This window comes from Klebsiella sp. 141162 (genome assembly GCF_050600755.1).
Taxonomy (GTDB): Bacteria; Pseudomonadota; Gammaproteobacteria; order Enterobacterales; family Enterobacteriaceae; genus Klebsiella; species Klebsiella aerogenes.
Genome location: NZ_JAQIRI010000011.1, coordinates 96,492 through 123,431 on the forward strand (window position 1 = coordinate 96,492; position 26,940 = coordinate 123,431).

27 protein-coding genes are annotated in these 26,940 nt (G+C 59.0%); 11 read left to right on the top strand and 16 right to left on the bottom strand.

Annotated elements, in window-relative coordinates; all coding sequences use genetic code 11:
- Positions 1–70 precede the first annotated feature (70 nt).
- The 7 genes from recX to mltB all read right to left on the bottom strand — a co-directional run bounded on the left by recX (position 71) and on the right by mltB (position 6,298).
- A complete protein-coding gene (gene recX, locus PGR23_RS21950) occupies positions 71–571 on the bottom strand; it encodes a recombination regulator RecX (RefSeq protein WP_042894995.1) in 501 nt (166 codons plus the stop codon).
- Between the two features lie 70 nt (positions 572–641).
- Positions 642–1,700 carry a recombinase RecA gene (gene recA / locus PGR23_RS21955; RefSeq protein ID WP_015370055.1) on the bottom strand — a complete coding sequence of 353 codons (1,059 nt, stop codon included), beginning with the start codon at positions 1,698–1,700 and terminating at the stop codon, positions 642–644.
- Between the two features lie 89 nt (positions 1,701–1,789).
- Positions 1,790–2,287 carry a nicotinamide-nucleotide amidase gene (gene pncC, locus PGR23_RS21960; RefSeq protein ID WP_020078118.1) on the bottom strand — a complete coding sequence of 166 codons (498 nt, stop codon included), beginning with the start codon at positions 2,285–2,287 and terminating at the stop codon, positions 1,790–1,792.
- Between the two features lie 138 nt (positions 2,288–2,425).
- Complete coding sequence (locus PGR23_RS21965; protein WP_396280092.1) at positions 2,426–3,304, bottom strand: metal ABC transporter substrate-binding protein; 879 nt, start codon at positions 3,302–3,304, stop codon at positions 2,426–2,428.
- Positions 3,305–3,311: 7 nt separating this feature from the next.
- Entirely contained in the window at positions 3,312–4,175 is an 864-nt protein-coding gene (locus PGR23_RS21970; RefSeq protein ID WP_063415936.1) for a metal ABC transporter permease, read from the bottom strand.
- Complete coding sequence (locus PGR23_RS21975; RefSeq protein WP_396279469.1) at positions 4,172–4,882, bottom strand: metal ABC transporter ATP-binding protein; 711 nt, start codon at positions 4,880–4,882, stop codon at positions 4,172–4,174. The genes PGR23_RS21970 and PGR23_RS21975 overlap by 4 nt, the downstream gene beginning before the upstream one ends.
- Positions 4,883–5,218: 336 nt before the next feature.
- A complete protein-coding gene (gene mltB / locus PGR23_RS21980) occupies positions 5,219–6,298 on the bottom strand; it encodes a lytic murein transglycosylase B (RefSeq protein WP_045395411.1) in 1,080 nt (359 codons plus the stop codon).
- A 276-nt stretch (positions 6,299–6,574) separates the two neighbouring features.
- On the opposite strand from mltB, the gene srlA reads away from it, so the two are divergent.
- The 7 genes from srlA (at position 6,575) to gutQ (ending at position 12,059) form a co-directional block, all read left to right on the top strand.
- Positions 6,575–7,138 (top strand): PTS glucitol/sorbitol transporter subunit IIC, encoded by a 564-nt coding sequence (gene srlA / locus PGR23_RS21985; RefSeq protein ID WP_015370048.1) that lies wholly within the window; start codon positions 6,575–6,577, stop codon positions 7,136–7,138.
- Positions 7,135–8,106, top strand: a complete 972-nt coding sequence (gene srlE, locus PGR23_RS21990) for a PTS glucitol/sorbitol transporter subunit IIB (protein ID WP_430915658.1) — start codon at positions 7,135–7,137, stop codon at positions 8,104–8,106. Before srlA ends, srlE begins: the two co-directional genes overlap by 4 nt.
- Positions 8,107–8,119: 13 nt before the next feature.
- Positions 8,120–8,482: a PTS glucitol/sorbitol transporter subunit IIA gene (gene srlB, locus PGR23_RS21995; protein ID WP_396279468.1), complete on the top strand. Its 363-nt coding sequence runs from the start codon at positions 8,120–8,122 to the stop codon at positions 8,480–8,482.
- 20 nt (positions 8,483–8,502) lie between these two features.
- Positions 8,503–9,282, top strand: a complete 780-nt coding sequence (gene srlD / locus PGR23_RS22000; RefSeq protein ID WP_049164119.1) for a sorbitol-6-phosphate dehydrogenase — start codon at positions 8,503–8,505, stop codon at positions 9,280–9,282.
- A 618-nt stretch (positions 9,283–9,900) separates the two neighbouring features.
- Positions 9,901–10,260, top strand: a complete 360-nt coding sequence (gene gutM / locus PGR23_RS22005; protein ID WP_047044134.1) for a transcriptional regulator GutM — start codon at positions 9,901–9,903, stop codon at positions 10,258–10,260.
- 67 nt (positions 10,261–10,327) lie between these two features.
- On the top strand, positions 10,328–11,101 hold the full coding sequence (srlR, locus tag PGR23_RS22010) for a glucitol operon DNA-binding transcriptional repressor SrlR (RefSeq protein WP_396279467.1): 774 nt from the start codon (positions 10,328–10,330) through the stop codon (positions 11,099–11,101).
- Positions 11,094–12,059: an arabinose-5-phosphate isomerase GutQ gene (gene gutQ / locus PGR23_RS22015; RefSeq protein ID WP_047044133.1), complete on the top strand. Its 966-nt coding sequence runs from the start codon at positions 11,094–11,096 to the stop codon at positions 12,057–12,059. Before srlR ends, gutQ begins: the two co-directional genes overlap by 8 nt.
- Here the strand turns inward: gutQ and norR are convergent.
- Positions 12,022–13,572 carry a nitric oxide reductase transcriptional regulator NorR gene (gene norR / locus PGR23_RS22020; protein WP_396279466.1) on the bottom strand — a complete coding sequence of 517 codons (1,551 nt, stop codon included), beginning with the start codon at positions 13,570–13,572 and terminating at the stop codon, positions 12,022–12,024. The genes gutQ and norR overlap by 38 nt on opposite strands.
- 187 nt (positions 13,573–13,759) lie before the next feature.
- On the opposite strand from norR, the gene norV reads away from it, so the two are divergent.
- Together norV and norW are read left to right on the top strand one after the other, a co-directional pair.
- Positions 13,760–15,208: an anaerobic nitric oxide reductase flavorubredoxin gene (norV, locus tag PGR23_RS22025; RefSeq protein WP_047044131.1), complete on the top strand. Its 1,449-nt coding sequence runs from the start codon at positions 13,760–13,762 to the stop codon at positions 15,206–15,208.
- A complete protein-coding gene (gene norW / locus PGR23_RS22030; RefSeq protein ID WP_396279465.1) occupies positions 15,205–16,338 on the top strand; it encodes an NADH:flavorubredoxin reductase NorW in 1,134 nt (377 codons plus the stop codon). The genes norV and norW overlap by 4 nt, the downstream gene beginning before the upstream one ends.
- A gap of 96 nt (positions 16,339–16,434) precedes the next feature.
- On the opposite strand, the gene PGR23_RS22035 is transcribed toward norW, so the two are convergent.
- From PGR23_RS22035 to PGR23_RS22050, 4 genes are all read right to left on the bottom strand, one after another.
- The gene (locus tag PGR23_RS22035; protein WP_047044127.1) at positions 16,435–17,448 is read right to left on the bottom strand and encodes a HoxN/HupN/NixA family nickel/cobalt transporter; all 1,014 of its coding nucleotides are present in this window, start codon (positions 17,446–17,448) and stop codon (positions 16,435–16,437) included.
- Position 17,449: 1 nt separating this feature from the next.
- A complete protein-coding gene (hypF, locus tag PGR23_RS22040; protein ID WP_396279464.1) occupies positions 17,450–19,678 on the bottom strand; it encodes a carbamoyltransferase HypF in 2,229 nt (742 codons plus the stop codon).
- 8 nt (positions 19,679–19,686) lie between these two features.
- A complete protein-coding gene (hydN, locus tag PGR23_RS22045; RefSeq protein ID WP_015370036.1) occupies positions 19,687–20,214 on the bottom strand; it encodes an electron transport protein HydN in 528 nt (175 codons plus the stop codon).
- Positions 20,215–20,348: 134 nt separating this feature from the next.
- A complete protein-coding gene (locus PGR23_RS22050; RefSeq protein ID WP_086557577.1) occupies positions 20,349–21,362 on the bottom strand; it encodes a LacI family DNA-binding transcriptional regulator in 1,014 nt (337 codons plus the stop codon).
- A 267-nt stretch (positions 21,363–21,629) separates the two neighbouring features.
- Between PGR23_RS22050 and ascF the strand changes: the two genes are divergently transcribed.
- Both ascF and PGR23_RS22060 read left to right on the top strand, forming a co-directional pair.
- Positions 21,630–23,066 (top strand): PTS cellobiose/arbutin/salicin transporter subunit IIBC, encoded by a 1,437-nt coding sequence (gene ascF, locus PGR23_RS22055; RefSeq protein WP_047044120.1) that lies wholly within the window; start codon positions 21,630–21,632, stop codon positions 23,064–23,066.
- 26 nt (positions 23,067–23,092) lie between these two features.
- Positions 23,093–24,517 carry a 6-phospho-beta-glucosidase gene (locus PGR23_RS22060; protein ID WP_015703258.1) on the top strand — a complete coding sequence of 475 codons (1,425 nt, stop codon included), beginning with the start codon at positions 23,093–23,095 and terminating at the stop codon, positions 24,515–24,517.
- A 104-nt stretch (positions 24,518–24,621) separates the two neighbouring features.
- Here PGR23_RS22060 and hycI read toward each other — a convergent pair whose 3' ends face one another.
- From hycI to PGR23_RS22080, 4 genes are read right to left on the bottom strand one after another with little or no spacing between them, the layout of a single operon-like run.
- Positions 24,622–25,131: a hydrogenase maturation peptidase HycI gene (gene hycI, locus PGR23_RS22065; protein WP_047064112.1), complete on the bottom strand. Its 510-nt coding sequence runs from the start codon at positions 25,129–25,131 to the stop codon at positions 24,622–24,624.
- Entirely contained in the window at positions 25,124–25,534 is a 411-nt protein-coding gene (locus PGR23_RS22070) for a formate hydrogenlyase maturation HycH family protein (RefSeq protein ID WP_045395386.1), read from the bottom strand. Before PGR23_RS22070 ends, hycI begins: the two co-directional genes overlap by 8 nt.
- Positions 25,531–26,298, bottom strand: a complete 768-nt coding sequence (locus tag PGR23_RS22075; protein ID WP_015370030.1) for an NADH-quinone oxidoreductase subunit B family protein — start codon at positions 26,296–26,298, stop codon at positions 25,531–25,533. The genes PGR23_RS22070 and PGR23_RS22075 overlap by 4 nt, the downstream gene beginning before the upstream one ends.
- Positions 26,298–26,840 carry a formate hydrogenlyase complex iron-sulfur subunit gene (locus PGR23_RS22080; RefSeq protein WP_032715695.1) on the bottom strand — a complete coding sequence of 181 codons (543 nt, stop codon included), beginning with the start codon at positions 26,838–26,840 and terminating at the stop codon, positions 26,298–26,300. The genes PGR23_RS22075 and PGR23_RS22080 overlap by 1 nt, the downstream gene beginning before the upstream one ends.
- Positions 26,841–26,940 lie beyond the last annotated feature (100 nt).

Consider the following 26,940-nt stretch of genomic DNA (forward strand, 5'->3'; position numbering starts at 1 on the left):
GCAGCGGCCTGACGGAATAAAGTGGGAATAAGATAAGTTTTCTTTAGAGGGAAGTAAAATCCCCGATGGGTCAATCTGCAAAATTTCGCCAGATTTCCTGGATATCTTCCATCAGATAGCCGCGGTAGAGCAAAAATCGCTGGATTTTAACTTTTTCAGTAAAGGCGGTAGGTAACGGTTCGCCGTATTTACGCTGCGCCTGCTCTTTGGCCAGCGCCGCCCAGTCGATTTCACACTCGCGCATCGCGCTTTCGATGTCGCTGCGGCCAATGCCCTTTTGATTCAACTCCTGGCGGATACGCGCCGGGCCGTAGCCCTTGCGGCTCCGGCTGGCGATAAACTGGCGTACAAAACGTTGGTCATCAAGATAGCGGTTTTCCAGGCACCAGCCGACCACCTGCTCGAGCTCTTCCGGCGTGATGTCCAGCTTTTCAGGGCCGTTTTTACTCATTACCGGCGCCGCCAGCTTACGCCGCAGTTCCTGTTCGCTATGATCGCGCATCGCCAGAATACGAATTGCGCGATCCAACAGACGCGCGTAGCCGGAGCGGCGTGGTGAAGTCTCAGTCACAGGCACCTCGATAATCTTAGAAAAGCAAAAGGGCCGCATCAGCAGCCCTTTGTCACTCTTTTAGACGATATCAGAAATCTTGTTCGGTTTCTTCTGCGTCGTTGCCGTCAACCGCGAAGTCCGGCGTGGAATCCTGGTTGTTGAGCAGCAGTTCGCGAACTTTCTTCTCAATTTCTTTCGCCGCCGCCGGGTTATCTTTCAGCCAGGAGATAGCGTTCGCTTTACCCTGGCCGATTTTGTCGCCGTTGTAGCTATACCAGGCGCCCGCTTTTTCAATCAGCTTCTCTTTCACGCCGAGGTCAACCAGCTCGCCGAAGAAGTTGATGCCTTCACCGTAGAGGATCTGGAATTCAGCCTGTTTGAACGGCGCGGCGATTTTGTTTTTCACCACTTTCACGCGGGTTTCGCTGCCGACGACGTTGTCGCCCTCTTTCACCGCGCCGATGCGGCGAATGTCCAGACGCACGGAGGCATAGAACTTCAGCGCGTTACCGCCGGTGGTGGTTTCCGGGTTACCGAACATCACGCCGATTTTCATACGGATCTGGTTGATGAAGATCAGCAGCGTGTTGGACTGCTTCAGGTTACCAGCCAGTTTACGCATCGCCTGGCTCATCATACGCGCCGCGAGGCCCATGTGAGAGTCGCCGATTTCGCCTTCGATTTCCGCCTTCGGCGTCAGCGCCGCCACGGAGTCGACGACGATAACGTCTACCGCGCCGGAACGCGCCAGCGCGTCACAGATTTCCAGAGCCTGCTCGCCGGTATCCGGCTGGGAGCACAGCAGGTTGTCGATATCAACGCCCAGCTTGCGGGCATATACCGGATCCAGCGCGTGTTCGGCATCGATGAACGCACAGGTTTTGCCTTCACGCTGCGCTGCGGCGATAACCTGCAGCGTCAGGGTAGTTTTACCCGATGATTCCGGCCCGTAAATCTCAACGATACGGCCCATTGGCAGACCGCCTGCGCCGAGCGCGATATCCAGAGAAAGCGAACCGGTGGAGATGGTTTCCACGTCCATGGAACGGTCTTCACCCAGGCGCATGATGGAGCCTTTACCGAATTGCTTTTCGATCTGGCCCAGTGCTGCCGCCAACGCTTTCTGTTTGTTTTCGTCGATCGCCATTGTTACTCCTGTCATGCGAGGTGAAGCGCGTTCGCTTCGCCGTTAATATTTGTTCAGTTGAGGCAATTATACTGTATGGTCATACAGTATCAAGTGTTTTGTAGAAATTGTTGCCAGAGCAGATTTAACGCATAGGCCGTCGCCTGACGACGCACCGCTTCGCGGTCTCCGGCAAAGCATTCGCGGCGGGTCACGCCCTGCCCGTTCGCACAGGCGACGCCGAACCACACGGTGCCGACGGGCTTCTCCGCGCTGCCGCCGTCCGGGCCGGCGATACCGCTGACCGAGACCGCATAGGTGGCGCGAGCCGCGCGTAGCGCGCCAATCGCCATCTCGACAACCACCGGTTCGCTCACCGCGCCGTTATCCAGTAACGTCACTTCACTCACGCCAATCATCTGCGATTTGGCTTCGTTGCTATAGGTTACGAAACCGCGCTCAAACCACGCTGAGCTACCGGCAATATCGGTCAGCGCTTTGGCTATCCAGCCGCCGGTGCAGGACTCCGCGGTGGTCACCGTCGCGCCCTGCGCTTTCAGCGCCAGCCCAACCTGTTCGCTTAGCTGCATTAATTCTGAATCGGTCATTTTTGCCCCGCTTAAGCCAGATAAAGAGGCCATCAAAGATAGCACTTTCGGCAGAGATATGGGGACGAGGTGGTGATTTTACGAGGGGGGATCCAAAAATGGGCCGTCCCGCTGCAACCGGGACGACCAGACAACTAGTTACTTCATACTGTTGGCGATGAGTTCGACGTTATGGCGCAGCATTTTAACGTAGCTATCGGCTACACCCCCCGGCTTAGACAGCGCTTCCGGATAGAGTTCGCCGCCCGGTTGCGCCCCCGTTGCGCCAGCGATTTGCTGCACCAGACGCGGGTCCAGCTGGTTTTCCATAAACCAGGTATGCACGCCATCGGCTTTGATTTGCTTAATCAACGCCGCCACCTGCGCCGCGCTGGTTTCGCTCTCGGATGAGAGCCCCTGCGGCGCGAGGAACGTCACGTGGTAAGCGCGGCCAAAATAGCCGAAAGCGTCATGGCTGGTCAGCACTTTACGCTTCGCCAGCGGAATAGCGCTAAACTGCGCCTTCGCCCAGCCGTCAATTGCCGTCAGCTGCTCGATATAACGCTTACCGCTGCTCTGGAGCGCCGCTTTATCCTGCGGGTCGGCTTTCACCAGGCCATCAAGGATATTCTGCGCGTACAGCGCGCCATTGGCGGCGCTATTCCAGGCGTGGGGATCGGTCACCGTTTTCCCGTCTTCATCGAGGGTATGCGTCTTAACCCCTTTTGACGCCACCACTAATTCGCCCTTAAAACCGGATGCTTTCACCAGCCGATCCAGCCACCCTTCCAGACCAAGCCCGTTGACCACCACCACGTCGGCTTTGCTGAGCAGCGCGCTATCCTTTGGTGAGGGTTCAAAGGTGTGCGGATCGCCATCCGGCCCTACCAGCGTATCGACATGAACATGCTCGCCGCCGATCTGCTGCGCCATATCGCCCAGCACCGAAAAGCTGCTTACCACGTTCAGCGTTTTTGCCATCGCCCCCTGCGCCATCAGCCCCACGGCTAACGCCATCACCACTGCACTTCGTTTCATCATTTCCTTACCCCATTAATTTGCGCCAGCCAACGACCAGCCGGCTGCGCGTGCCAAAAAACACTGAAATAAAAAACAGTACGCTGGCGGTCAGCACGATGGCGGGCCCGGCGGGTAAATTCACTGCCCACGAAAGGCTCAATCCCATCCAGGCGCAAAACGCGCCGATCGCCGCCGCCAGCAACAAAATGCTCGGCAGCGTCCGCGCCCAGCAGCGCGCCGCTACCGCGGGCAACATCATCAGCCCTACCGCCATTAGCGTGCCGAGCACCTGAAACCCCGCCACCAGGTTCAGTACCAAGAGCGCGAGAAACAGGCCGTGCAGCAGCGCCGGTAGCCGCCGAGCGTTGACCTGTAGCCAGGCGCTATCGAACGCCTCGCTGACCAGCCCGCGATAAAACAGCGCAATGCACAGCAGCGTCAGGCTCGCCACGCCGGTGACAAAGAACGCCGCGTCGCTATCCACCGCCAGAATCGAACCAAACAGCAGATGCAGCAGATCGACGCTGGAGCCGCGCAGCGAGACCAGCGTGACGCCAAGGGCCAGCGAGCCGAGGTAAAACCCGGCAAAACTGGCGTCCTCTTTGAGCGGCGTTCGCCGGCTGACCCAGCCTGCCACCAGCGCCACCGCGATCCCGGCGATAAATCCGCCGACGCTCATCGCCAGCAGCGACATACCGTTAAGGAGATAACCCGCCGCCACCCCCGGCAGAATGGCGTGCGACAGCGCATCGCCCATCAGGCTCATCCGCCGCAGCAGCAATAGCACGCCCAGCATGGTGGTGCTCAGCGACAGCGCGAAGCACACCACCAGCGCCCGGCGCATAAAGCCAAATTCAATAAAAGGTTGAAAAAAGGTATGCCAGATCATGCCTGCCTCGCGGTGTTGAAGGCGGGAAGCACGCTTGACGTCTCGCCCCAGCGCGCGTGCTGGGGTTCAAGTAGCAGCGTCTCGGGAAAGAAATCGGCCACGCACTGGTTGTCGTGCAGCACCGCCAGAATCGTTTGCCCCTCGCGATGCATATCGACGATAAGCGCCATCAGCTCGCGGCTGGTGGCCTCATCGACGCCGGTAAACGGCTCGTCCAACATCACCAGCGGCGCCTGTTGCACCATCACCCTGGCAAAGAGCATGCGCTGGAACTGGCCGCCCGAGAGTTCTTCAATCGGCGTATTGGCCAGCGCGCTGAGCCCCACCCGCTCCAGCGCCGCCGCGATGCGCCGACGCTCGCCGCCGCCCAGACCGCGCAGCAGCGAGACCCGCGGCCAGGCCCCCTGGCTGACGACATCGTGCACCAGCAGCGGAAACTGTGATTCCAGGGCATGGCGCTGCGCCAGCCAGCCGACCACGGGCCGCCCTTTGCACCAGTTCAGCCGGCCGCTAACCGGCGGAATAAATCCAGCCAGCGTTTTCAGCAGCGTCGATTTACCGCAGCCATTAAGGCCGACTATCGCCGTCAGGCTTCCGGCCGCAATCACGCCGCTCATCGCCGGAGTGATTGCCATGCCCTCATACCCGGCAACCAGATGATCCAGCTCAATCATGGCAGCGCCACCGCCCACCATGTGGCCAGCCATAGCGCCGCCAGCAGTACGCAGGCAATTGCCACGCGCGCCGCGCCGGATGCCATAAAAACCGATGTGAACATATTCCTGCCCCATTAAAATGTTATAACATAACAATATGAGATTCAGAAAAGAATGTAAATCTGCGTCAGCGAGAGGAAATGTAACAAAGGTCAACAAAAGGCATGCAGACGGGAAAAACCGGAGGATAAGCGTAGCGTCCCAGGAAGATGTCCCCGGTCGCGCTGCGCTTACCGGGGCTACCAAACGGATACCAGACCGTAGCCCGGATAAGGCGCTACGCGCCGCCATCCGGGGAACTCGAAATATGTCGGCTGGATGAAAGGATCAATACCCGCCGCGGGCCTGCGAAACCGCCAGCCCCAGCTGCCAGACAGCCATCGCGTAGTGGGTGCTGTGGTTATATCGGGTGATAGTGTAGAAGTTCGGCAGGCCATACCAGTACTGGTACCCGGTGCCGATATCCAGCCGCAGCAGGCTGGCCTGCTGATGGTTGCCCAGCGGCTGCGTTGGGGTTAACCCCGCCGCCGACAGCTGTGAAATGCTGTATTTGGTTTTAAAGCCGTTATCCAGACCCGGCGCCTGGCCCAGCGCCTGCACCGCAACGGTATCGCCGCTCACCCAGCCGTGCTGTTTAAAGTAGTTCGCCACGCTGCCGATGGCATCAACCGGATCCCACAGGTTGATATGTCCATCGCCGTTGAAGTCCACCGCGTATTGCTTATAGGACGACGGCATAAACTGGCCGTAGCCCATCGCGCCGGCAAAGGAGCCTTTCAGATCCAGCGGGTCATCGCTTTCGCTGCGCGCCATCAGCAGGAAGGTTTCCAGCTCAGAGGAGAAGTATTCCGCGCGGCGCGGATAGTTGAATGACAGCGTCGCCAGCGCATCGAGGATGCGCGTTTTGCCCATCACCCGGCCCCAACGGGTTTCCACGCCGATAATGCCGACGATGATTTCCGGCGGTACGCCGTAGACCTGATACGCGCGGTTCAGCGCGTCCTGATACTGGTTCCAGAACACCACGCCGTTCTGCACGTTATCCGGCGTAATAAACTGTTTCTTATAGCGTAACCAGGCGCCGTTTGGCCCGGTCGGCGGCAGCCCGCTCGGCGCCTGGCGATCCATCAGTCGCAACACGTAGTCCAGGCGCTTGGCCTGCGACAGGATCTCCTGGAGCTGCTGTCTATCGAAGCCGTGCTTCGCCACCATCTTATCGATGAACTGCGCCGCCGCTGGGTTATTGGCGAAATCGCCGCCCATCTGCATCACGTTATGCTGCGGTTCCAGCAAAAAGCCGCCGGTTCCGCTCGCCATCTCCGCTTCCGCGGGGGTCTTAGGTTTGCTGCTGCAGGCAGCGAGAAGTGCACATAAAGGGAGTAAAGCCAGATAGCGACGCTTCAACATGGGAATTCCATTTAACAAAATCGGCAAAGGGTAATTATGGTAAAGCATGCGCCCGCCAACAAGGAAGCGGCAATACATTTGCAGACAAAATAGTTCTTTTTTTGCACGTTCTCCGCATTCGATCCGCACGTTAATTTTTTCACTCATCGCGCACAAACTTTCAAAATAAAATATTTATCTTTCATTTTGCGATCAATTTAACACTTTTAAACCTTTCAAAGTGATTAAAATCAGCCTCCAGTTAGCAAGAAAAATAATACGCTGAAGGAGAGAACAATGATTGAAATCGTTACCCACGGCGCTGAGTGGTTCATCGGCCTGTTTCAGAAAGGCGGCGAGGTGTTTACCGGTATGGTGACCGGTATCCTGCCGCTGCTGATAAGCCTGCTGGTGATCATGAACGCGCTGATCAACTTTATCGGCCAGCAGCGGATCGAAAAGCTGGCGCAGCGCTGCGCCGGCAACCCGCTTACCCGTTACCTGCTGCTGCCCTGCATCGGCACCTTTGTCTTCTGCAATCCCATGACCTTAAGCCTTGGCCGCTTTATGCCGGAGAAATACAAACCGAGCTACTACGCGGCGGCCTCCTATAGCTGTCATTCGATGAACGGACTGTTTCCGCACATCAACCCCGGCGAGCTGTTTGTTTATCTCGGCATCGCCAACGGCCTCACCACGCTAGGCCTGCCGCTTGGCCCGCTGGCGGTGAGCTACCTGCTGGTTGGCCTGGTAACCAACTTCTTCCGCGGCTGGGTCACCGACCTGACCACCTCTATTTTCGAGAGAAAAATGGCGATTCAACTTGACCAGAAAGTGCGTCTGTCAGGAGCGACATCATGACCCGTATTCGTATTGAAAAAGGGACCGGCGGTTGGGGCGGCCCGCTTGAGCTCGACGTCGTTGAGGGCAAAAAGATTGTCTATATCACCGCAGGCACCCGCCCGGCGATCGTCGATACGCTCGCCAGCCTGACCGGCTGGCAGGCGGTTGATGGATTTAAAGAGGGTGAACCGGCGGAAAGCGAAATCGGCATCGCCATTATTGACTGCGGCGGTACCCTACGCTGCGGCCTCTATCCGAAGCGCCGTATTCCGACCATCAACATCCACGCCACCGGTAAATCCGGGCCGCTGGCGCAGTACATCGTCGAAGATATTTACGTCTCCGGAGTAAAAGAAGAGAACATCAAACTGCTGGAAGATAGCGGCGAGACGGCAGTGCAACCACTCCCCGCCGCGGGCCGCGATTACGATACCAGCAAGAAGATTACCGAACAGAGCGACGGCCTGCTGGCTAAGGTCGGGATGGGGATGGGTTCAGTGGTCGCGGTGCTGTTCCAGGCCGGGCGCGACACCATTGATACGGTGCTGAAAACCATTCTGCCGTTTATGGCCTTCGTCTCGGCGCTGATCGGCATCATCATGGCCTCCGGCATCGGCGATTGGATTGCCCACGGCCTGGCGCCGCTCGCCAGTCATCCGCTGGGGCTGGTGACGCTGGCGCTGATCTGCTCCTTCCCGCTGTTATCGCCGTTTCTCGGCCCCGGCGCGGTGATAGCCCAGGTGATCGGCGTGCTGCTCGGCGTCCAGATTGGCCTTGGCAACATTCCACCGCACCTCGCCCTGCCCGCGCTGTTTGCCATTAATGCCCAGGCCGCCTGCGATTTTATCCCAGTAGGTCTGTCGCTGGCCGAAGCCCGTCAGGATACCGTGCGCGTCGGCGTGCCGTCGGTGCTGGTCAGCCGCTTCCTCACCGGCGCGCCAACCGTGCTGATCGCGTGGTTCGTTTCCGGATTTATTTACCAGTAAGAGGTTCCTGAAGATGACCGTCATTTACCACACCACTATTACCCGTATCGGCGCCTGCGCGGCGACGGCGCTGGAAGAACAGATGCTCATTACCTTCCGCGAAGGCGCCCCGGCCGATATCGAAGAGTACTGCTTTATTCACAACCACGGCGAGCTGTGCGGCGCGCTGCGCCCGGGCGCGGAACTGCAACTCGGCGATCGGCGTTACCCGGTGACCGCCGTCGGCGAGGTCGCCGAGCAAAACCTGCGCGAGCTGGGCCACATCACCCTGCGCTTCGACGGCCATCGTCAGGCGGAGTTTCCCGGAACCGTTCACGTCGCGGGCCCGGTGCCGGACGCCATCGCGACCGGTTGCGTACTGAAATTTGTTGCTTAGTTGCTTAGAAGGAGAGAAAGATGAATCAGGTTGCTGTTGTCATTGGTGGCGGACAAACCTTAGGAGAGTTTCTGTGCCGCGGTCTGGCCGCCGAGGGCTACCGCGTGGCGGTGGTTGATATTCAAAGTGAAAAAGCCAGCCGCGTCGCCCAGGAGATCAACGCTGAATATGGCGAAGGTACGGCATACGGCTTCGGCGCCGACGCCACCAGCGAAGCCAGCGTCACGGCGCTGGCCCACGGCGTAGATGAGATTTTCACGCGCGTCGATCTCCTGGTCTACAGTGCCGGTATCGCTAAGGCCGCGTTTATTAGCGACTTCGCGCTGGGCGATTTTGACCGCTCGCTGCAGGTCAACCTGGTGGGCTATTTCCTCTGCGCCCGCGAGTTCTCACGGCTGATGATCCGCGATGGCATTAAAGGTCGCATCATTCAGATTAACTCGAAATCCGGCAAAGTCGGCAGTAAGCATAACTCAGGCTATAGCGCGGCGAAGTTCGGCGGCGTCGGGCTGACCCAGTCGCTGGCGCTGGATCTGGCGGAATACGGCATTACCGTGCATTCGCTGATGCTCGGCAATCTGTTGAAATCACCGATGTTCCAGTCGCTGCTGCCGCAGTACGCCACCAAGCTCGGCATTAATGAGAGCGAAGTCGAGCAGTACTACATCGATAAGGTGCCATTGAAACGCGGCTGCGATTACCAGGATGTGCTGAACGTATTGATGTTTTACGCCAGCCCGCAGGCGTCGTACTGCACCGGGCAGTCGATTAACGTCACCGGCGGCCAGGTGATGTTTTAAAAGGTTCCCGGATGGCGCTGCGCTTATCCGGGCAAAAAAACCATAGATACTGTTATCGGTTTGCAACGGTTTTGGTTGGGGAAAAACAGTTGTTTTTTATTATTTCAGAGCAGATTGCGCTCCCGATATTTCTTCTGCGTTATGGCTCTCATGGCGCAGGGAGCGCACAGAGGGCGGCCAGTCGCCGCCGCCCTCTGTACTCCCGGGCTCTGGCCGCCAAAATCGCCACTTCGTGGTGCCTTCGACTTATCCCGGCAGGCTCCGGGTCGGGCCGAGGCAGCGTCCCTGCAAATCACGGCCCTCAGCCCGCATCCATGCGGGCTGCCCCGGCCATCCGGGAACGTCTCAGCGATTTTGAGGCCACCAACACCGCAGTTTCAGTAGCCATGGTTACAAGATAGAGATCTTAAGCTCACAATGGCACGGACCGTAGGCCGGATAAGGCGCAGCCGCCATCCGGCGCGAAAGTAGCTCTTTACCCGCGGTTATTGCCCAGCGGAGCTACGCTTGCGCGGGCCTACAGACCATATGCCGGCGTAGGTCGGGTCAGGCGTTAGCCGCCACCCGACAAAAAACGGTACCCGGGTTATCCCCGGCATCACACCTTCAGGAGACATTATGGTTACCGCATTAATCACCGTCGCCGCTATCGCCTGGCTGACTCAGCTGGCTTTCGGCGGCTGGCAAATTCGCCGCTTCAATCGCGCCTTTGATCGCCTTTGCCAGCAGGGCCGCGTTGGCGTCGGCCGTTCCTCTGGGCGCTTTAAACCGCGCGCGATTGTCGCTATCGCCGTCGATGAAAACGATCGTATTTGCGATACGCTGTTGATGAAGGGCCTCACCGTCTTCGCCAGCCCGCGAAAAATTCCCACGCTTACCGGTAAACATCTCGAGGAATTGCAGCCTGATGTGATCTTTCCCAATGATCCGCTCTGTCAGAATGCACTATCATTAGCGCTTAATCCGAAACATGCATAATTTCGTTGTGAAAGTTAATATCTTGCGAAATTATCACTTCGAAACTTAAACGCAGGATACAACGCCTATGAAACCACGTCAGCGCCAGGCAGCCATTCTCGAGCACCTGCAATCGCAGGGCAAATGCTCGGTCGAAGAGCTGGCGCAACACTTCGACACCACCGGCACCACTATCCGCAAGGATCTGGTGATTCTGGAGAATGCCGGGACCGTCATCCGCACCTACGGCGGCGTAGTGTTAAATAAAGACGAGGCCGACCCGCCTATCGACCACAAGACGCTGATCAACACCCACAAGAAAGCGCAGATTGCCGAGGCCGCCGTGCGATACATCCACGATGGCGATTCAATTATCCTCGACGCCGGCAGCACCGTGCTGCAGATGTTGCCGCTGCTGAGCTGCTTCAATAACATCACGGTGATGACCAACAGCCTGCATATCGTCAACGCGCTTTCCGAGCTCGATAACGAGCAGACCATCCTGATGCCGGGCGGCACCTTCCGTAAAAAATCGGCCTCTTTTCACGGCCAACTGGCGGAAAATGCCTTCGAACAATTCAGCTTCGACAAGCTGTTTATGGGCACCGACGGCATTGATCTGGTCGCGGGCGTCACCACCTTTAACGAGGTCTATACCGTAAGTAAGGCGATGTGTAACGCCGCCCGCGAAGTGATCCTGATGGCCGACTCATCAAAGTTTGGCCGTAAAAGTCCCAATATTGTCTGCGGCCTTGAGCGCGTGGATAAATTGATTACCGATGCCGATATTGACCCTGAATTCCAGCGGGCGCTGGAAGCAAAAGGTATTGAAGTCATTATTACTGGAGAACATCATGAGTAACTTTTTGTTAGAGGCCGGACGCCAGACCCTGATGCTTGAACTACAGGAGGCGAGCCGCCTGCCGGAGCGCCTGGGCGACGACTTCATCCGCGCGGCGGAAACCATCATCCACTGCGAGGGCAAACTGATTGTCTCCGGTATCGGTAAATCCGGCCACATCGGTAAAAAGCTGGCGGCAACCTTCGCCAGCACCGGCACCCCGGCGTTTTTCGTCCATCCGGCGGAAGCCCTGCACGGCGATCTCGGCATGCTCGATAGCCGCGACGTGATGCTGTTTATCTCCTACTCCGGTAGCGCGAAAGAGCTGGATCTCATCGTGCCGCGGCTGGAAGAGAAATCCATTCCGCTGCTGGCGATGACCGGCAAATCCACCTCGCCGCTGGCGCTGGCGGCGAAAGCGGTGCTGGATATCGCCGTGGAGCGTGAAGCCTGTCCGATGCATCTGGCCCCGACCTCCAGCACCGTCAACACGCTGATGCTGGGCGACGCGCTGGCGATGGCGGTGATGCAGGCGCGCGGTTTCAATGAAGAAGATTTCGCCCGTTCCCACCCGGCGGGCGCCCTCGGCGCGCGTCTGCTGAACAAAGTGCATCACCTGATGCGCCGCGACGAAGAAGTGCCGCGGGTCAATACCGAGGCTAACGTCATGGACGCCATGCTGGAACTAAGCCGAACCGGACTCGGCCTGGTGGCTGTCTGCGATGAAGCCAACCGCGTGCAGGGCGTTTTCACCGACGGCGACCTGCGCCGCTGGCTGGTTGCTGGCGGTACGCTCAACGATGGCGTCACTCAGGCGATGACCCGCAACGGCGTGACGCTGCAGGCGGAAAGCCGCGCGGTGGAAGCCAAAGAGCGGTTGATGAAACACAAAATCAGCGCCGCGCCGGTAGTGGATGAAAACGGCCAACTGGTCGGCGCCATCAACCTGCAGAACTTTTACCAGGCAGGGATCCTTTAAGCCCCAGACGTTTCGCCAGCCGATGCAGGTTGGCGACGTCCAGTTCCAGCGCACGGGCGGTCGCCGCCCAGTTGCGCTGGTTCGCCTCCAGCGCGCGGCTAATCGCTTCTCGCTGAAAAGCTTCGGTCGCCTCGCGCAGATTGACGTTTTCCGTCGCTGGCGCCGCTGCCGCCGTCTCAGTCGGCAACATCGGCGCCGCCACCGCAAACTGGAAATGCTGCGGCTCCAGCACCACTTCATCGCCGGCCTGGGTGGCCCGCGCCAGCACCACCGCCCGGTGAATAGCATGCTCCAGTTCGCGCACGTTGCCCGGCCAGGACCACTGCTGCAGCCTGTTTCGCGCCGCCTCAGCCAAAATGACCCGCGCCAGCCCCATCCGCAGGCGACACTGCTCACAGAAATAGCCCGCCAGCAGCACCACATCGTTTTCTCGCTCGCGTAGCGCCGGAACCGATAGCGGGAAGACGCTCAGCCGATGGTACAGGTCGGCGCGAAAGCGCCCTTCCACCACCTCCTGGCGCAGATCGCGGTTAGTCGCCGCCAGCACCCGCACATCGACCCGCAGGCTGCGGTCATCGCCGACGCGCTGAATATCGCCATACTGCAGCACGCGCAGCAGTTTCGCCTGCAGCGCCAGCGACAGTTCGCCGATTTCGTCAAGGAACAGGGTGCCGTTATCAGCCATCTCAAATTTACCGCTGCGGTTGCTGATAGCCCCGGTAAACGCCCCTTTCACATGGCCGAACAGCTCGCTCTCCGCCACGCTTTCCGGCAGCGCCGCGCAGTTGAGATAGACCAGCGGATTAGCGGCTCGCGGCGACCCCTGATGCACCGCCTTCGCCACCAGTTCTTTACCGGTGCCGGTTTCGCCGCTAATCAGCACGTTTAAATCCGAGGCGGCGACGATATCGATCTCTTTTTTCAGCTGCAGCATGGGCGCCGACAGGCCGATAATCTCCTGACGCTCAGGCTGCGCGTAATTCACCGGCTGCGCCGGCAACACGTTTTGCGCCTCAAGGCGGGCGATGAGCAGCGCGTTATTCAAGGCGCCAGCCACCAGCGCGGCAATCAGCCGCAGCTCTTCATCGCTGAAACTATCGAAACGGTCGGCATCCATCCCGTCCAGGGTCAGCGCGCCAATCAGCGTCTGCCCGGCAAACAGCGGCAGGCCAACGCAGGCGTGAACCTTCAGGCTCTCATGACCGGGGATCAGCCCGTCGTAGGGGTCGGGCAAGTCGCTATCCGCCGGGAAGCGCACCACATCCCCGGCACGCGCAATCGCCTCAAGCCGCGGGTGCCCTTCCAGGGCAAAGCGCCGACCTAGCACATCCTGCGCCAGGCCATCAATCGCCAGCGGCACAAACTGATGCGCCTCATAGCGCAGCAGCGCCGAGGCATCGCAGCCGAGAATCTGCCGCAGGGTAGTAATCAGGCGCGAAAAACGGTCGCTGTGACCGATATCGCTTTGTAAATCAATGGCGATTCTCGCCAGCGCGTCGACGGAAAAACTCATTGCCGCTCCATTGTCATTTTGACAATACACATTGTCATATCGACTATTTTAACAATAGTCATTTTGACAGCAACCAAAATCAGCAAAAATTAAAAATAGATAATTATCAATGAATTAAAAATTTGGCACGCAACTTGATATAAGCCAATCAACTGAATTTAAACACACTGTATTGATTGAGGTTGCTATGTCTATTGCGGTTAAAAATAACATTCTTTGGGTTGGCCAACGCGATTGGGAAGTGCGTGATTTCCACGGTACCGAATATAAAACGCTGCGCGGCAGCAGCTATAACAGCTATCTCATCCGTGAAGAGAAAAACGTGCTGATCGATACCGTCGATCATAAATTCAGCCGCGAGTTCGTGCAGAACCTGCGCAGCGAAATCGATCTGGCTGACCTCGACTACATCGTCATTAACCACGCCGAAGAGGACCATGCCGGCGCGCTGACCGAACTGATGATGCAGATCCCGGATACGCCGATTTACTGCACCGCCAACGCCATCGACTCGATCAACGGCCATCATCACCATCCGGAGTGGAACTTCCACGTGGTGAAAACCGGCGATACTCTCGATATCGGTAATGGTAAACAGCTGATCTTCGTGGAAACGCCGATGCTGCACTGGCCTGACAGCATGATGACCTACCTGACCGGCGACGCGGTGCTGTTCAGCAACGACGCCTTCGGCCAGCACTACTGCGACGAACACCTGTTCAACGATGAAGTGGACCAGATTGAACTGTACGAACAGTGCCAGCGCTACTACGCCAACATCCTGACGCCCTTCAGCCGCCTGGTGACGCCGAAAATTACTGAAATCCTCGGCTTCAACCTGCCGGTGGATATGATTGCCACCTCCCACGGCGTGGTCTGGCGCGATAACCCGACGCAAATCGTCGAGAAATACCTCGAGTGGGCAGCGGATTATCAGGAAGATCGCATCACCCTCTTCTACGACACCATGTCCAATAACACCCGCATGATGGCGGACGCCATCGCGCAGGGGATCACCGAGGTTGATCCACGGGTGGCGGTGAAAATCTTCAACGTCGCCCGCAGCGACAAAAACGACATTCTGACCAACGTTTTCCGCTCGAAAGGCGTACTGGTGGGCACCTCCACCATGAACAACGTAATGATGCCGAAAATCGCCGGGCTGGTGGAAGAGATGACCGGGCTGCGTTTTCGCAATAAACGCGCCAGCGCCTTTGGATCGCACGGCTGGAGCGGCGGCGCGGTAGACCGCCTGTCCACCCGCCTGCAGGATGCCGGTTTTGAGATGTCGCTGAGCCTGAAAGCCAAATGGCGTCCGGATATCGACGCGCTGGAACTGTGCCGCCAACACGGACGCGACATCGCCCGCCAGTGGGCCCTCTCGCCGCTGCCGGTTGCTGAAGCAGCGACAACGCCGGAACAACGGGACTGCGCCTGTGCCGCCGCCGCGGCCGCCGATCTCGGTCCCATGATGCAGTGCAGCGTGTGCCAGTGGGTCTATGACCCGGCGAAAGGCGAACCTAACCAGGATGTACAGCCGGGCACGCCGTGGAGTGAAGTGCCGGACAATTTCCTCTGCCCTGAGTGTTCTCTTGGCAAAGATGTCTTTGACGTACTGGCGACGGAGGCAAAATGAGTGATGGCATCGTCATCATCGGCTCGGGCTTCGCGGCCCGCCAGCTGGTGAAAAATATTCGTAAGCAGGATACGCAAATTCCGCTGACGTTAATCGCCGCCGATAGCATGGATGAGTACAACAAACCGGATCTCAGCCATGTCATCAGCCGCGGGCTGAAGGCCGACGATCTGACCCTGCAAAGCGCCGGCGAGTTCGCCGAGCAGTACAATCTGCGTTTGTTTCCCCATACCTGGGTGAGCGATATCGACGCCGAAAATCATCTGCTGAAAAGCCAGGATCGACAGTGGCGCTACGACAAACTGGTGCTGGCCACCGGCGCGACGCCGTTCATCCCGCCGGTGCCGGGGCGCGAGCTGATGCTGACCCTCAATAGCCAGCGCGAATATGGCGCGGCGCAGAGCCAGCTCCGCGATGCCAAACGGGTGCTGATCGTCGGCGGCGGCCTGATTGGCTGCGAACTGGCGATGGATTTCTGCCGCTCCGGTAAAGCGGTAACGGTAGTCGATAACTCAGCCAGCGTGCTGGCGGCGCTGATGCCGCCGGAGGCCAGCAGCCGCCTGCAGCATCGGCTTACCGAGATGGGCGTACATCTGATGCTCAAAACGCAGCTTGAGGGGCTGGAGCAAACCGCCGACGACATTCGCGTCAGCCTCGACCGCCAGCGCGCGATAACCGTCGATGCGGTCGTTGCCGCCGCCGGCCTGCGCCCGGAAACGTCGCTGGCGCGCCATGCCGGATTGCGGATTAACCGCGGCGTGGTAGTCAATAGCCAACTGCAAACCAGCGATCCGGCGATCTATGCGCTCGGCGACTGTGCGGAAATCAACGGTACGGTACTGCCGTTCCTGCAGCCGATTTTACTCAGCGCCATGTGCCTGAGTAAAAATCTGCTGGCGCAAGCGGGCGAGCTCACCTTGCCGCCAATGCTGGTAAAAGTGAAAACGCCGGATCTGCCGCTGCATCTGGCCGGCGACACCCGCCGCGACGATCTGACGTGGAATATCGTGGCCGCTAAAGAGGGGCTGGTGGCGAAAGGTCTGGATGCCGAAAACCAGCTGCGGGCCTTTGTGGTGAGCGAAGACAAAATGAAGGAAGCCTTTGCGCTGCTCAAGCAACTGGTAAGGTGATGGTTTTCCCGGCTCGCGGCGTAAACGCCTTAGCCGGGCTACAGTATTGTCCTGGTAGCCCGGCTAAGCGCAGCGCAAGCCGGGAAAATAACCAGCCTAGCGCGCCAGATTATCGTAGCCGCGCCAGCGATAATTTAGCACCGACAGCGCCCAACAAACGACGAACAGCCCCACCACCACAAACCCGGCATCGCCGAGGTTATCGTTTAACGCCCCTACCCAGCGCCACACCCCGCCGCTTAAGGCGAACTTATCCATTAACAGCCCCAGCGCCTCCAGGCCGCCGATAAACAACGCCACCACCACCGAGGTACCGGTGATGGTCATATTGTAATAGAGCTTGCGCTGCGGCTTACTGAACGCCCAGCCGTAGGCGCCGACCATCAGCACATTATCAAGCGTATCCACCAGCGCCATACCGCTGGCGAACAGCGCCGGGAAGACCATTATCGACCAAATCGAAATGCCGCTCGACGCGCCGGCGGCGGAAATACCCAGCACGCCGATTTCGGTGGCGGTATCAAAGCCGAGACCAAACAAAAAGCCCACCAGATACATCTGCCAGCTGCGGCTTATCAGCCGGAAGGTTTTGCCAAACAGCCAGCTCATCATGCCGCCGCCGCTAACTATCTCATCGCTGACCTTTTCACCGCGCTTCCACGCCTGGAAGCTGCGCCACACGCTGCGCAAAATCACCAGATTGACCAGCGCCATCGCCAGCAGGAACAGCGCCGATACCGCGGTGCCAATCACGCTGCCGGTATCGTGTAGCCAGCTCATCTGCTGGCTGAAGGCGGTGGCCGTCGCGGCAATCGCCGCCGACGCCAGCACTACGATCGACGAATGCCCTAGCGAAAACCACGCCCCGACGCCAAACGGCCGCCGCCCCTGCTGCATCATCTTGCGGGTGACGCTATCAATCGCCGCAATATGGTCGGCGTCGACCGCATGGCGCAGACCGTAACCCCAGGCCAGCAGACTGGCGGCCATCAATGCCCCGCTATCGCCAAACGCCTGAAACGCCCATAGCCAGGCCAGGGCGTTCGCGGCGATAAGTCCCAGAACCAGCGCCGCCGCACGCGGCTGTTGGCGTAAAATCATCGTTATCATCTTAAATCCTTTGAGACTGCCAGCGGGCGGCGGCCACCACCGCCTGACCGTAGGCGATCGCGCCATCGCCAGCGGGAAGCTGCTGCGGCAAAAGCAAAGTAAAATCAGAAAGGTAATCGCTGAGGCGGGCGGCGAGCAGCTGATTATGCAGTACGCCGCCGCTACAAACGATTGTCGCGATCCCGCGGGAAGCGGCGCAGTCACGCGCCATCGCCGCCAGCCCCCAGGCCAGCGCATCATGAAAGGCCCAGGCTTTCTGCGCGGGCGTCGCCTGCCAGCGCAACCACTGTCGCCAGAAGGTGGATAAGTCCAGCTCGTCGCCGCGCCAGGGCAGCGTGACCGGATGGCTGACGCCCGGACAGCTGGCGGCCAGCGCCTCCAGCCGACAGGCCGCCTCGCCTTCGTAGCTCAGGCTCTCCGGCGCGCAATCCAGCGCGCAGGCAACGGCATCAAACAGCCGTCCGCAGGAAGAGGCGCGCGGCGAATTAATGCCGCGTTCGATGGCCTGCGCCAACAGCGGCCAGTTTCGCTGCCCCAGCGCGGCGGTTGGCGGGTATGACTGCCAGTCGGGAATAAATGCCAGGCACTGGGCCAACAAATTTCGCCACGGCTGGCGTGCCGCCAGATCGCCGCCCGGCAGCGCAACGGCCGGGAGGCCGCCAAGATGTTCGCATTCGCGGTAGTTCACCCGCAGGCATTCGCCGCCCCACAGCGCGCCGTTTTCCCCCATCCCGATGCCATCAAGGGTCAGAGCGATCGCATCGCCGCCGTCGAGCGGCCAGCGGTGTTCTGCCAGGCAAGCCGCCGCGTGGGCATGGTGATGCAGTACCGGCTCGACCGGTAACGACATTGACGCCGCCCACTGCGTCGAGCGATAGCCGGGATGGGCGTCAACCGCCACCCGCTGCGGCGCAAACGCATAAATGCTCTGCATTAACCGCAGCGCACTGCGCCACTGTTGCTCGACGCCCTCCTCGCCGAGATCGCCAAAATGCTGGCTCAGCACAGCTTCGTCGCCGCGCGCCAGGCAGAAGGTATTTTTCATATCCGCCCCCAGCGCCAGCAGCGGCGGAATATTATCCAGGCCCGGCGGCAGCGGCAGCGCATCCGGCACGTAGCCACGGGCGCGGCGCAGCATCTCACCGCTTGAGCGCACCAGCGAATCGTCCATACGTTGCACGATATCGCGATTATGTAGCAGAAAACCGTCGGCGATATCGGCTAAGTCGGTGAGCGCTTCTTGATTACTCAACGCCGGAGGGCGGCCGCTGAGGTTACCGGAGGTCATCACTATCGGGCGCGCCAGCGCCTGCAGAAGTAAATGCTGCAGGGGATTAGACGGCAGCATCACCCCGACTTCCGCAAGCCCTGGCGCTATCTCGTCACACAGGCCGGGAACCTGCGCTTTAGCCAGCAATACAATCGGCGCGGCGGGCGAGCGTAGCAGCGTTGCCGCCGCCGCGGGTAACCCCTCTGCCGTTGGCAACATTACCGCCAGCGGTTTTGCCGGGCGCCGTTTACGCGCGCGCAGCGCTGCCACCGCCACGCTATTGCCGGCATCGCAGGCCAGATGAAAACCACCAATCCCTTTTATCGCCACAATATCGCCCGCCGCCAGCCGCGCGATGGCCGCCTGCAGCGCCGCTTCAGCGAATAGCGTTAGCGTTCCCGCCCGCCACTCCAGCTGCGGGCCGCAATCGGCACAGGCCACCGGCTGGGCGTGAAAACGGCGATCGGCAGGCTCCCGGTACTCGGCAGCGCAGCGCGGACAAAGTGGGAACGGCGCCATCGCGGTAAAGGGACGATCGTATGGCATGGCGCGAATAATGGTGAAGCGCGGCCCGCAGTGGGTACAGTTGATAAAGGGGTAACGGTAACGGCGTTCTTGCGGATCGTTCATCTCCGCCAGGCACGCCGGGCAGGTTGCGGCATCGGGAACAATCTGCGTGCGCATACTGCCGCCGCCGCTGTGGCGAATGGTGAAATCCTGAGGAAGCTTATGCCAGTGAAACGGGGTGTAGTCGGTGCTGTCAATACGCGCCAGCGGCGGGCAGTGACGGGCCAACGCGGCAGTAAAACCACCGTCGTCGCCGGTCAGTCTGACCAGCACGCCGTCGCCGTCGTTACAGACATCGCCGCCGCGCGCCATTTGTCGCGCCAGTTGCCAGACAAAGGGGCGGAAACCCACCCCCTGCACTTTGCCGCGAATGCGGATTTGCACCCCGTTCATGCGGCGTATTACCAGGCCAGCGCCGTACGCCGACGTTTTTCGAGGTTCATCTGTTCAAGCTTGTTGCGGTCGACGCAAACCAGCGCGTGCGTCGGGCAGGCTTCAATGCAGGCCGGACCGCTATCGCGCTGGTGGCACAGGTCGCACTTGTTGGCTTCGGCTTTTTCCGCCATGACGTTCAACCCGGCACCGCTGTGGCGAACGACCGGGCGCACCACCACTTCCATCGCCCCATACGGGCAGGCGACAACGCAGGTTTTACAGCCGATGCAGCGCTCCTGCATCACGTGGACAAAGCCTTTATCGCGGCTGATGGCGCCGTTCGGGCAGACGTTGGCGCATGGCGCGTCTTCACATTGACGACAGGCCGTCGCCGTCGACACATTGACGCCTTTGATCACGTGAATACGCGGCAGGAACGACTGCGGCGTCAGCGCGGCGCAATCCTGATTTTCCTGATGAGAGACCACGCAGGCCACTTCACAGGTGCGGCAGCCGATGCATTTGCTCGCATCGGCGATAATGAAACGGTTCATCCATTTCTCCAGCGGAAAGAAGTTAACGCGCCGGATTATGCATAATACGTTCCAACTTTTATTTAATTGAAATTTAAGGGAATTAAATTAACAGCCGCTGTCATCGTCACAACTGACGATGACAGATGACGACATCAGGCATGCGGGCCGCGCGCCAACGACTCGCGTTCAATCAGCTCGCCGGGGAAAGTTTGCTGATATTTAAATTCGCCGCCGTCGAGCATAAAGATCAGCCTGTTGATGCTCTCTTTCATCATTTCGGTGACCGGAATTTTAACGCTGGAGAGCGAGGGGATCACATACGGCGCCAGCGCGATGTCATCGAAACCGATCACCGATACCTGCTGCGGCACCGCGATCCCCTGCTGGTGCAGTTGCTTAATCGCGCCGATCGCCATGTCGTCATTACTGGCGACCAGCGCGCTGAAACTGACGCCGCGTTGGCTGAGCGCTTCGACAGCGGCGGCGCCGGTGTGCGGCGTCCAGCGCCCTTCAACGATCAGTTCTTGCCGCACGGGAAGCCCCTGGCCTGCCAGCGCGTCTTTATAACCAGAGAGACGCTCAACCCCGGTAGGCGAATCCAGCGAACCGGTGATAAACGCAATGTCGCGATGACCGCTGGTAATTAACTTTTCAACCGCCATCCGCGCCGAGGCTTTGTGATCGGACCATACGCAGTGGCTGGCGTGGCGGCGCAGGCGACGGTTCAGCACCACAATCGGCTGCTCATGATTGTCGATGATCTCATCCATTTCATCGACGCTTAGAAAGCGCGGATAGATGATGATCGCATCACAGCGCATATCGAGCAGATACTGAATCGCCTCGCGCTCTTCTTGCGCGCTGTGTTTGCCGTCGGCCAGGATCAGTTGCCGCCCCTGATCTTCCGTCAGCCGCGCCACGTGAAACAGCAGTTCGCTGAAATAAACGCCGTGATAAAGGGTGTTGGTTACCACCAGCCCGATGGTCTGGCTTTTTTTGGTCGCCAGATTGCGCGCCAGCAGATTCGGCCGATAGCCGCTTTCGGCAATTGCCTGAAACACCCGGTCTTTGGTTTCCTGGCTGACATAGCCATTGCCCGACAGCACCCGCGAAACGGTCGCCTTTGATACTCCCGCGCGCTTCGCAACCTCCAGCATCGTTGCCATGGGGTTCTTCCTGTAACTTAAGTTGCCTGCAGTGTACTGCACGTCTCGCCGTTTTTCAGCAGTCGGCATCGCCCTGATGTTGCTCTGCCCCTGCCTACAAAGCGATCAAAATCACAAATTTGCAAAGTGATTTTTTTAGTTCTTGTATGACTCAATGAAACTCATCATGATTTTGTGGAACCGGTTTCCTATGCATATACCGCGCATAGCCGCCGTCAGGCGCTGGCGTGTAATCAGTACCCTATTGATAAAACAGGATAAAATCCGATGTCTAAAAATTATGCAGCCCTGGCGAACCAGATCCTGACGGCGATCGGCGGCGCAGATAACGTCGTTGCCGTGACCCACTGCATGACCCGCCTGCGCTTCGTGGTGAAAGATAATCAACGCGTCGACGCCCCTGCGCTGAAAGCGCTGCAAGGGGTACTTGGCGTCGTGCGTAGCGATAACCAGTGCCAGGTGATCATCGGCAATACCGTCTCGCAGGCGTATCGCGAGGTGCTGAATTTGCTGCCCGGCGAGTTGCGCCCGGCTGAACCGCAGGGAAAACCGCCGCTGACCTTAAAACGCATCGGCGCCGGGATCCTTGATGCGCTGATCGGCACCATGTCGCCGCTGATCCCGGCGATTATCGGCGGATCGATGGTCAAACTGCTGGCGATGATCCTGGAGATGAGCGGCGCGTTGCCAAAGGGCTCGCCGACGCTGACCATTCTGACGCTTATCGGCGACGGCGCGTTCTTCTTCCTGCCGCTGATGGTTGCCGCTTCCGCGGCGGTAAAATTCAAAACCAATATGTCGCTGGCTATCGCTATCGCCGGGGTGCTGGTGCATCCGGGGTTCATCGAATTAATGGCTAAAGCCGCGCAGGGTGAGCACGTTGAGTTCGCCTTCATTCCGGTTACCGCGGTGAAATACACCTACACGGTGATCCCGGCGCTGGTGATGACCTGGTGTCTCTCTTATATCGAGCGCTGGGTCGATCGCATCACCCCGGCGGTGACGAAAAACTTCCTTAAACCGATGCTGATCGTGCTGATTGCCGCGCCGCTGGCGATCCTGCTGATTGGCCCGCTCGGCATCTGGATCGGCAGCGCGATCTCCGCGCTGGTGTACACGATCCATAGCTATCTCGGCTGGCTGTCGGTGGCGATCATGGGCGGACTCTGGCCGCTGCTGGTGATGACCGGCATGCACCGCGTCTTTACGCCAACCATCATTCAAACCATCGCCGAAACCGGCAAAGAGGGCATGGTGATGCCATCGGAAATCGGCGCCAACCTGTCGCTGGGCGGATCGTCGCTGGCGGTGGCGTGGAAAACCAAAAACCCGGAGCTGCGCCAGACCGCATTAGCGGCAGCGGCATCGGCGATTCTGGCCGGGATTTCCGAACCGGCGCTGTACGGCGTGGCGGTACGTCTGAAACGCCCGCTGGTCGCCAGCTTAATCAGCGGCTTTATTTGCGGCGCGGTGGCGGGGATTGCCGGGCTGGCCAGCCATTCGATGGCGGCGCCGGGGCTGTTCACCAGCGTCCAGTTTTTCGATCCGGCCAATCCGATGACTATCGTTTGGGTCTTTGGCGTGATGGCGCTGTCGGTGGTGCTCTCCTTTGTGCTGACGCTGCTGCTCGGTTTTGAAGATATCCCGGTAGAAAATGCCGCCGCCGACGCCAGACAGCGCCAGGGCGCGGCCACTCACGCCTGAACACTTTTTTGAACGCGAGGTAACGCATGTCGAGTTTTCCACACGGATTTTTATGGGGCGGCGCTCTGGCCGCTAACCAGTCTGAAGGCGCTTATCTTGAGGGCGGCAAAGGGCTGACGACCGTTGATACTATTCCGCACGGCGCCCATCGCCTGGCGGTGAAGCTAGGTCAGGAGAAGCGCTTTACGCTTCGCGAAGACGAATTTTATCCAAGCCACGTGGCGATCGATTTTTACCATCGCTATAAAGAGGATATCGCCCTGATGGCGGAGATGGGATTTAGCGTCTTTCGTACCTCTATCGCCTGGAGCCGCCTGTTCCCGCGCGGTGATGAACAACAGCCAAACCCGGAAGGTATCGCTTTCTACCGTGCGATGTTCGAAGAGTGCAGAAAGTACGGGATCGAACCGCTGGTCACCCTGTGCCACTTTGATGTACCGATGCATCTGGTGACGGAATATGGCTCCTGGCGTAACCGGAAGATGGTCGATTTCTTCAGCCACTATGCGCGCACCTGCTTTGAAGCGTTTGACGGACTGGTGAAATACTGGCTTACCTTCAATGAAATCAACATCATGCTGCATAGTCCCTACTCCGGCGCCGGTCTGGTGTTTGAGGAGGGAGAAAATCAGGAGCAGGTGAAATACCAGGCCGCGCATCACGAGCTGGTGGCTAGCGCGCTGGCGACAAAAATCGCCCATCAGGTCAACCCGCAAAACCAGGTCGGCTGCATGCTGGCGGGCGGTAACTTCTACCCGTATTCCTGTAAGCCGGAAGATGTCTGGATGGCGCTGGAAAAAGATCGTGAAAACCTGTTCTTTATCGATGTGCAGGCACGCGGCGCCTATCCGGTGTGGGCCGCGCGGGTATTCCGCGAGAAAGGCGTCACTATTGCCAAACAGCCGGGCGACGACGAAATCCTTAAAAACACCGTCGATTTCGTCTCCTTTAGCTATTACGCCTCGCGCTGCGCGTCAGCGGAGATGAACGCCAGCAACACCAACGCCGCCAATATCGTCAAGTCGCTGAAGAATCCGTATATTGCGGCCAGCGAATGGGGCTGGGGTATCGATCCGCTCGGTCTGCGCATCACCATGAACATGATGTATGACCGCTATCAGAAACCGTTATTCCTCGTGGAAAACGGGCTCGGCGCGCGCGATGAGATCGACGCCAACGGCGAAATCAACGACGACTACCGCATTAGCTATCTGCGCGAGCACATCAAGGCGATGCGCGACGCCATCGATGACGGCATTCCGGTCATCGGCTATACCAGCTGGGGCTGTATCGATTTGGTCTCCGCCTCCACCGGCGAGATGAGCAAGCGCTATGGCTTCGTGTATGTCGATCGCGACGATGCCGGAAACGGCACACTTGCGCGCAAGCGTAAGAAATCGTTCTGGTGGTATAAGAAGGTCATCGCCAGCAACGGGGCGGATCTGGAATAGCCGGTATTGCCGGGTGGCGGCTTACGCCTTACCCGGCCTACGGTCCGTACGGCCTGCCGTTATTTTACTCACCACGCTGGCTGAAACTGCCGGTGTTGGTGGCCTCAAAATCGCTGAGACGTTCCCGGCAGGCCGGGGAACGCCTCTTCCTCGGCCGCTTCCAGCGCGGCAAAACCGCCCTGCTCCTGCCAGCCATCAAGCCGCGCGTATACCGTCGCGACGGCATCCTTAACAGGCTGAGTCATCGGGTAATAGAAACCGACAATATCAGGCTGAATGCCCACAAAAATCACCTCGCCAACATCCTCTTTTAACTGATCGATAAGATAGTTAAGCGGCATGTTGTGGGTGGTCATCATAAACATGTCGGCGATATCGTCCGGGTCGACAATACGGATTTCGCCGGGATTAAGCCCCATATCGGTCGCGTCGACGATCAGTAGCCGGGTCGGGCGCAGCTCGCGGATGGCGACGATATCGTTTTCCGGCGCGCTGCCGCCGTCAATCACCACCCAGCCGCCGACCGGATTGGCCGCGCACATTTCCGCCAGCAGCGGGCCTGCGCCGTCATCGCCCATCATGCTGTTGCCGACACACAGTAAAACGTCAGTCACGTAGTCTCCTCACCATCAGATAGATGGCGCTTTCCTGGTGAATATCGTGCAGCATGCTGAGCAGGGTTTTACTCCACGCCTGCTGCTCCGGGGTCTGTGCGGATTGCGCTTTATCAAAGGCGTTAGCCAGCATCGCCACGTGATTGCTGTCGATAACGATCTCGCCATACTTCGGTACGCCTTCCATTTTGCGCCGCGCGGCGCTGCCCGCCTCCAGCGTACCGATCCACGCCAGATAGTCCTCCCACGGGCAGCTTAACGCCGCTTCCAGGCAGTCGATGACGCCGAGGTGGTGGCCAATCGCCAGGCTGTAATAGACCACCTGCTGCGCCTGATCCGGCGTCGCGTCGTTCTCATCAATAAATTTACGGCTCAGCTGACTGAACACCACCGTCTCGCTCATCGGATACGCGCCCCCTCGACCACCTGATTCAGGTGCGTAACGATCTCGGTCAGACGCGGATCTTTCTCCGCCTCCAGCCAGCGCAGTACCTGATTATCTCCCTGCCCCAGCAGACGCATATAGTCGTCGGCGATCTGGCGGCCATAGCGATAGCCGGCCAGACGGCGCGCTTCGCGATCGATACGTACCCGCAGCGGCTGAACCATGTTGGGATGCAGCAATTCGGTTGGCTGGTCGTCAAGCTCGCCCGGCTGACGGGCGTGGATTTTTTGCTCCAGCAAACCGAGCGCCATCGCAAAACCGTACAGCGTGGCGGCAGGCGTCGGCGGACAGCCCGGAATATAGACATCGACCGGCACAATTTTGTCGGTGCCGCCCCATACGCAGTACAAATCGTGGAAGATACCGCCGCTGTTGCCGCAGGCGCCGTAAGAGATGCAGATTTTCGGATCCGGCGCCGATTGCCAGGCGCGCAGCGCCGGCGAACGCATCGCGCGGGTCACCGCGCCGGTAAAGAGCAGAATATCGGCATGGCGCGGCGACGGAACTACTTTAATCCCGAAGCGTTCGGCGTCGAATAGCGGCGAAAGGGTGGCGAAAATCTCGATTTCACAGCCGTTACAGCCGCCGCAGTCGACGCGGTAAACATAGGCGGAACGTTTGATTTTTTTCAGCAGCGAGGCCTTCATACTGGCGATGGATTCATCCACCGTCATCGGCAGCGGAATGCCGTTTTCATCGCGCGGGCCTAATAAATTGCTCATCAGCTGGCCTCCCTCATGTGGCGAGTCAGTTCAATACGATCGGACGGCACCAGGCATTTCTGGCGTTTGCATTCCGGGCAGGTCTCAAAACTTTCGCGGTGCAATTCGGCGCGGGTATCGCCGTTGTGCTTAAGCAGCGCAATGGCGTAGTCGATCTCTTTTTGTACCGCGAAAGGCCGCGCGCAGACCCGACAGTGGCAAATGGCAAAGCGCGATTGCTGGAGGAAATCCTCTTTTTTCCACACCGCCAGTTCATACTCCTGCGACAGCTTAATCGCCGCCGTCGGGCAGACCTCTTCACAGCGGCCGCAGAAAATACAGCGCCCGAGGTTGAACTGCCACGCCAGCTGGTTAGTCGCCAGATCGGTCTCTACCGTCAGGGCGTTAGACGGACAGGCATTCACGCAGGCCGCGCAGCCGATGCACTGCTGCGGATTGTGCTCCGGTTTGCCGCGGAAGTTTTTATCCACCGGCATCGGCTCCAGCGGATAGGAGTGGGTCGCGGTGCCGGTCTTGATGACTTTTTTAATAAAGGTAAACATTGTTGCTCCCAGGTTGTGTGCGGCCTTTTTCCCTCACCCTAGCCCTCTCCCTGAAAGGGAGAGGGGACAGTTGTGCACGGTCAGTGAATTCGCACTCGTT

Excerpts from the sequence above, each read along its gene's own strand:
- recA (WP_015370055.1), bottom strand. The coding sequence starts at position 1,700 with ATGGCGATCGACGAAAACAAACAGAAAGCGTTGGCGGCAGCACTGGGC.
- pncC (WP_020078118.1), bottom strand. The coding sequence starts at position 2,287 with ATGACCGATTCAGAATTAATGCAGCTAAGCGAACAGGTTGGGCTGGCG.
- PGR23_RS21965 (WP_396280092.1), bottom strand. The coding sequence starts at position 3,304 with ATGAAACGAAGTGCAGTGGTGATGGCGTTAGCCGTGGGGCTGATGGCG.
- PGR23_RS21970 (WP_063415936.1), bottom strand. The coding sequence starts at position 4,175 with ATGATCTGGCATACCTTTTTTCAACCTTTTATTGAATTTGGCTTTATG.
- PGR23_RS21975 (WP_396279469.1), bottom strand. The coding sequence starts at position 4,882 with ATGGCTGGCCACATGGTGGGCGGTGGCGCTGCCATGATTGAGCTGGAT.
- mltB (WP_045395411.1), bottom strand. The coding sequence starts at position 6,298 with ATGTTGAAGCGTCGCTATCTGGCTTTACTCCCTTTATGTGCACTTCTC.
- srlA (WP_015370048.1), top strand. The coding sequence starts at position 6,575 with ATGATTGAAATCGTTACCCACGGCGCTGAGTGGTTCATCGGCCTGTTT.
- srlE (WP_430915658.1), top strand. The coding sequence starts at position 7,135 with ATGACCCGTATTCGTATTGAAAAAGGGACCGGCGGTTGGGGCGGCCCG.
- srlB (WP_396279468.1), top strand. The coding sequence starts at position 8,120 with ATGACCGTCATTTACCACACCACTATTACCCGTATCGGCGCCTGCGCG.
- srlD (WP_049164119.1), top strand. The coding sequence starts at position 8,503 with ATGAATCAGGTTGCTGTTGTCATTGGTGGCGGACAAACCTTAGGAGAG.
- gutM (WP_047044134.1), top strand. The coding sequence starts at position 9,901 with ATGGTTACCGCATTAATCACCGTCGCCGCTATCGCCTGGCTGACTCAG.
- srlR (WP_396279467.1), top strand. The coding sequence starts at position 10,328 with ATGAAACCACGTCAGCGCCAGGCAGCCATTCTCGAGCACCTGCAATCG.
- gutQ (WP_047044133.1), top strand. The coding sequence starts at position 11,094 with ATGAGTAACTTTTTGTTAGAGGCCGGACGCCAGACCCTGATGCTTGAA.
- norR (WP_396279466.1), bottom strand. The coding sequence starts at position 13,572 with ATGAGTTTTTCCGTCGACGCGCTGGCGAGAATCGCCATTGATTTACAA.
- norV (WP_047044131.1), top strand. The coding sequence starts at position 13,760 with ATGTCTATTGCGGTTAAAAATAACATTCTTTGGGTTGGCCAACGCGAT.
- norW (WP_396279465.1), top strand. The coding sequence starts at position 15,205 with ATGAGTGATGGCATCGTCATCATCGGCTCGGGCTTCGCGGCCCGCCAG.
- PGR23_RS22035 (WP_047044127.1), bottom strand. The coding sequence starts at position 17,448 with ATGATAACGATGATTTTACGCCAACAGCCGCGTGCGGCGGCGCTGGTT.
- hypF (WP_396279464.1), bottom strand. The coding sequence starts at position 19,678 with ATGAACGGGGTGCAAATCCGCATTCGCGGCAAAGTGCAGGGGGTGGGT.
- hydN (WP_015370036.1), bottom strand. The coding sequence starts at position 20,214 with ATGAACCGTTTCATTATCGCCGATGCGAGCAAATGCATCGGCTGCCGC.
- PGR23_RS22050 (WP_086557577.1), bottom strand. The coding sequence starts at position 21,362 with ATGGCAACGATGCTGGAGGTTGCGAAGCGCGCGGGAGTATCAAAGGCG.
- ascF (WP_047044120.1), top strand. The coding sequence starts at position 21,630 with ATGTCTAAAAATTATGCAGCCCTGGCGAACCAGATCCTGACGGCGATC.
- PGR23_RS22060 (WP_015703258.1), top strand. The coding sequence starts at position 23,093 with ATGTCGAGTTTTCCACACGGATTTTTATGGGGCGGCGCTCTGGCCGCT.
- PGR23_RS22070 (WP_045395386.1), bottom strand. The coding sequence starts at position 25,534 with ATGAGCGAGACGGTGGTGTTCAGTCAGCTGAGCCGTAAATTTATTGAT.
- PGR23_RS22075 (WP_015370030.1), bottom strand. The coding sequence starts at position 26,298 with ATGAGCAATTTATTAGGCCCGCGCGATGAAAACGGCATTCCGCTGCCG.
- PGR23_RS22080 (WP_032715695.1), bottom strand. The coding sequence starts at position 26,840 with ATGTTTACCTTTATTAAAAAAGTCATCAAGACCGGCACCGCGACCCAC.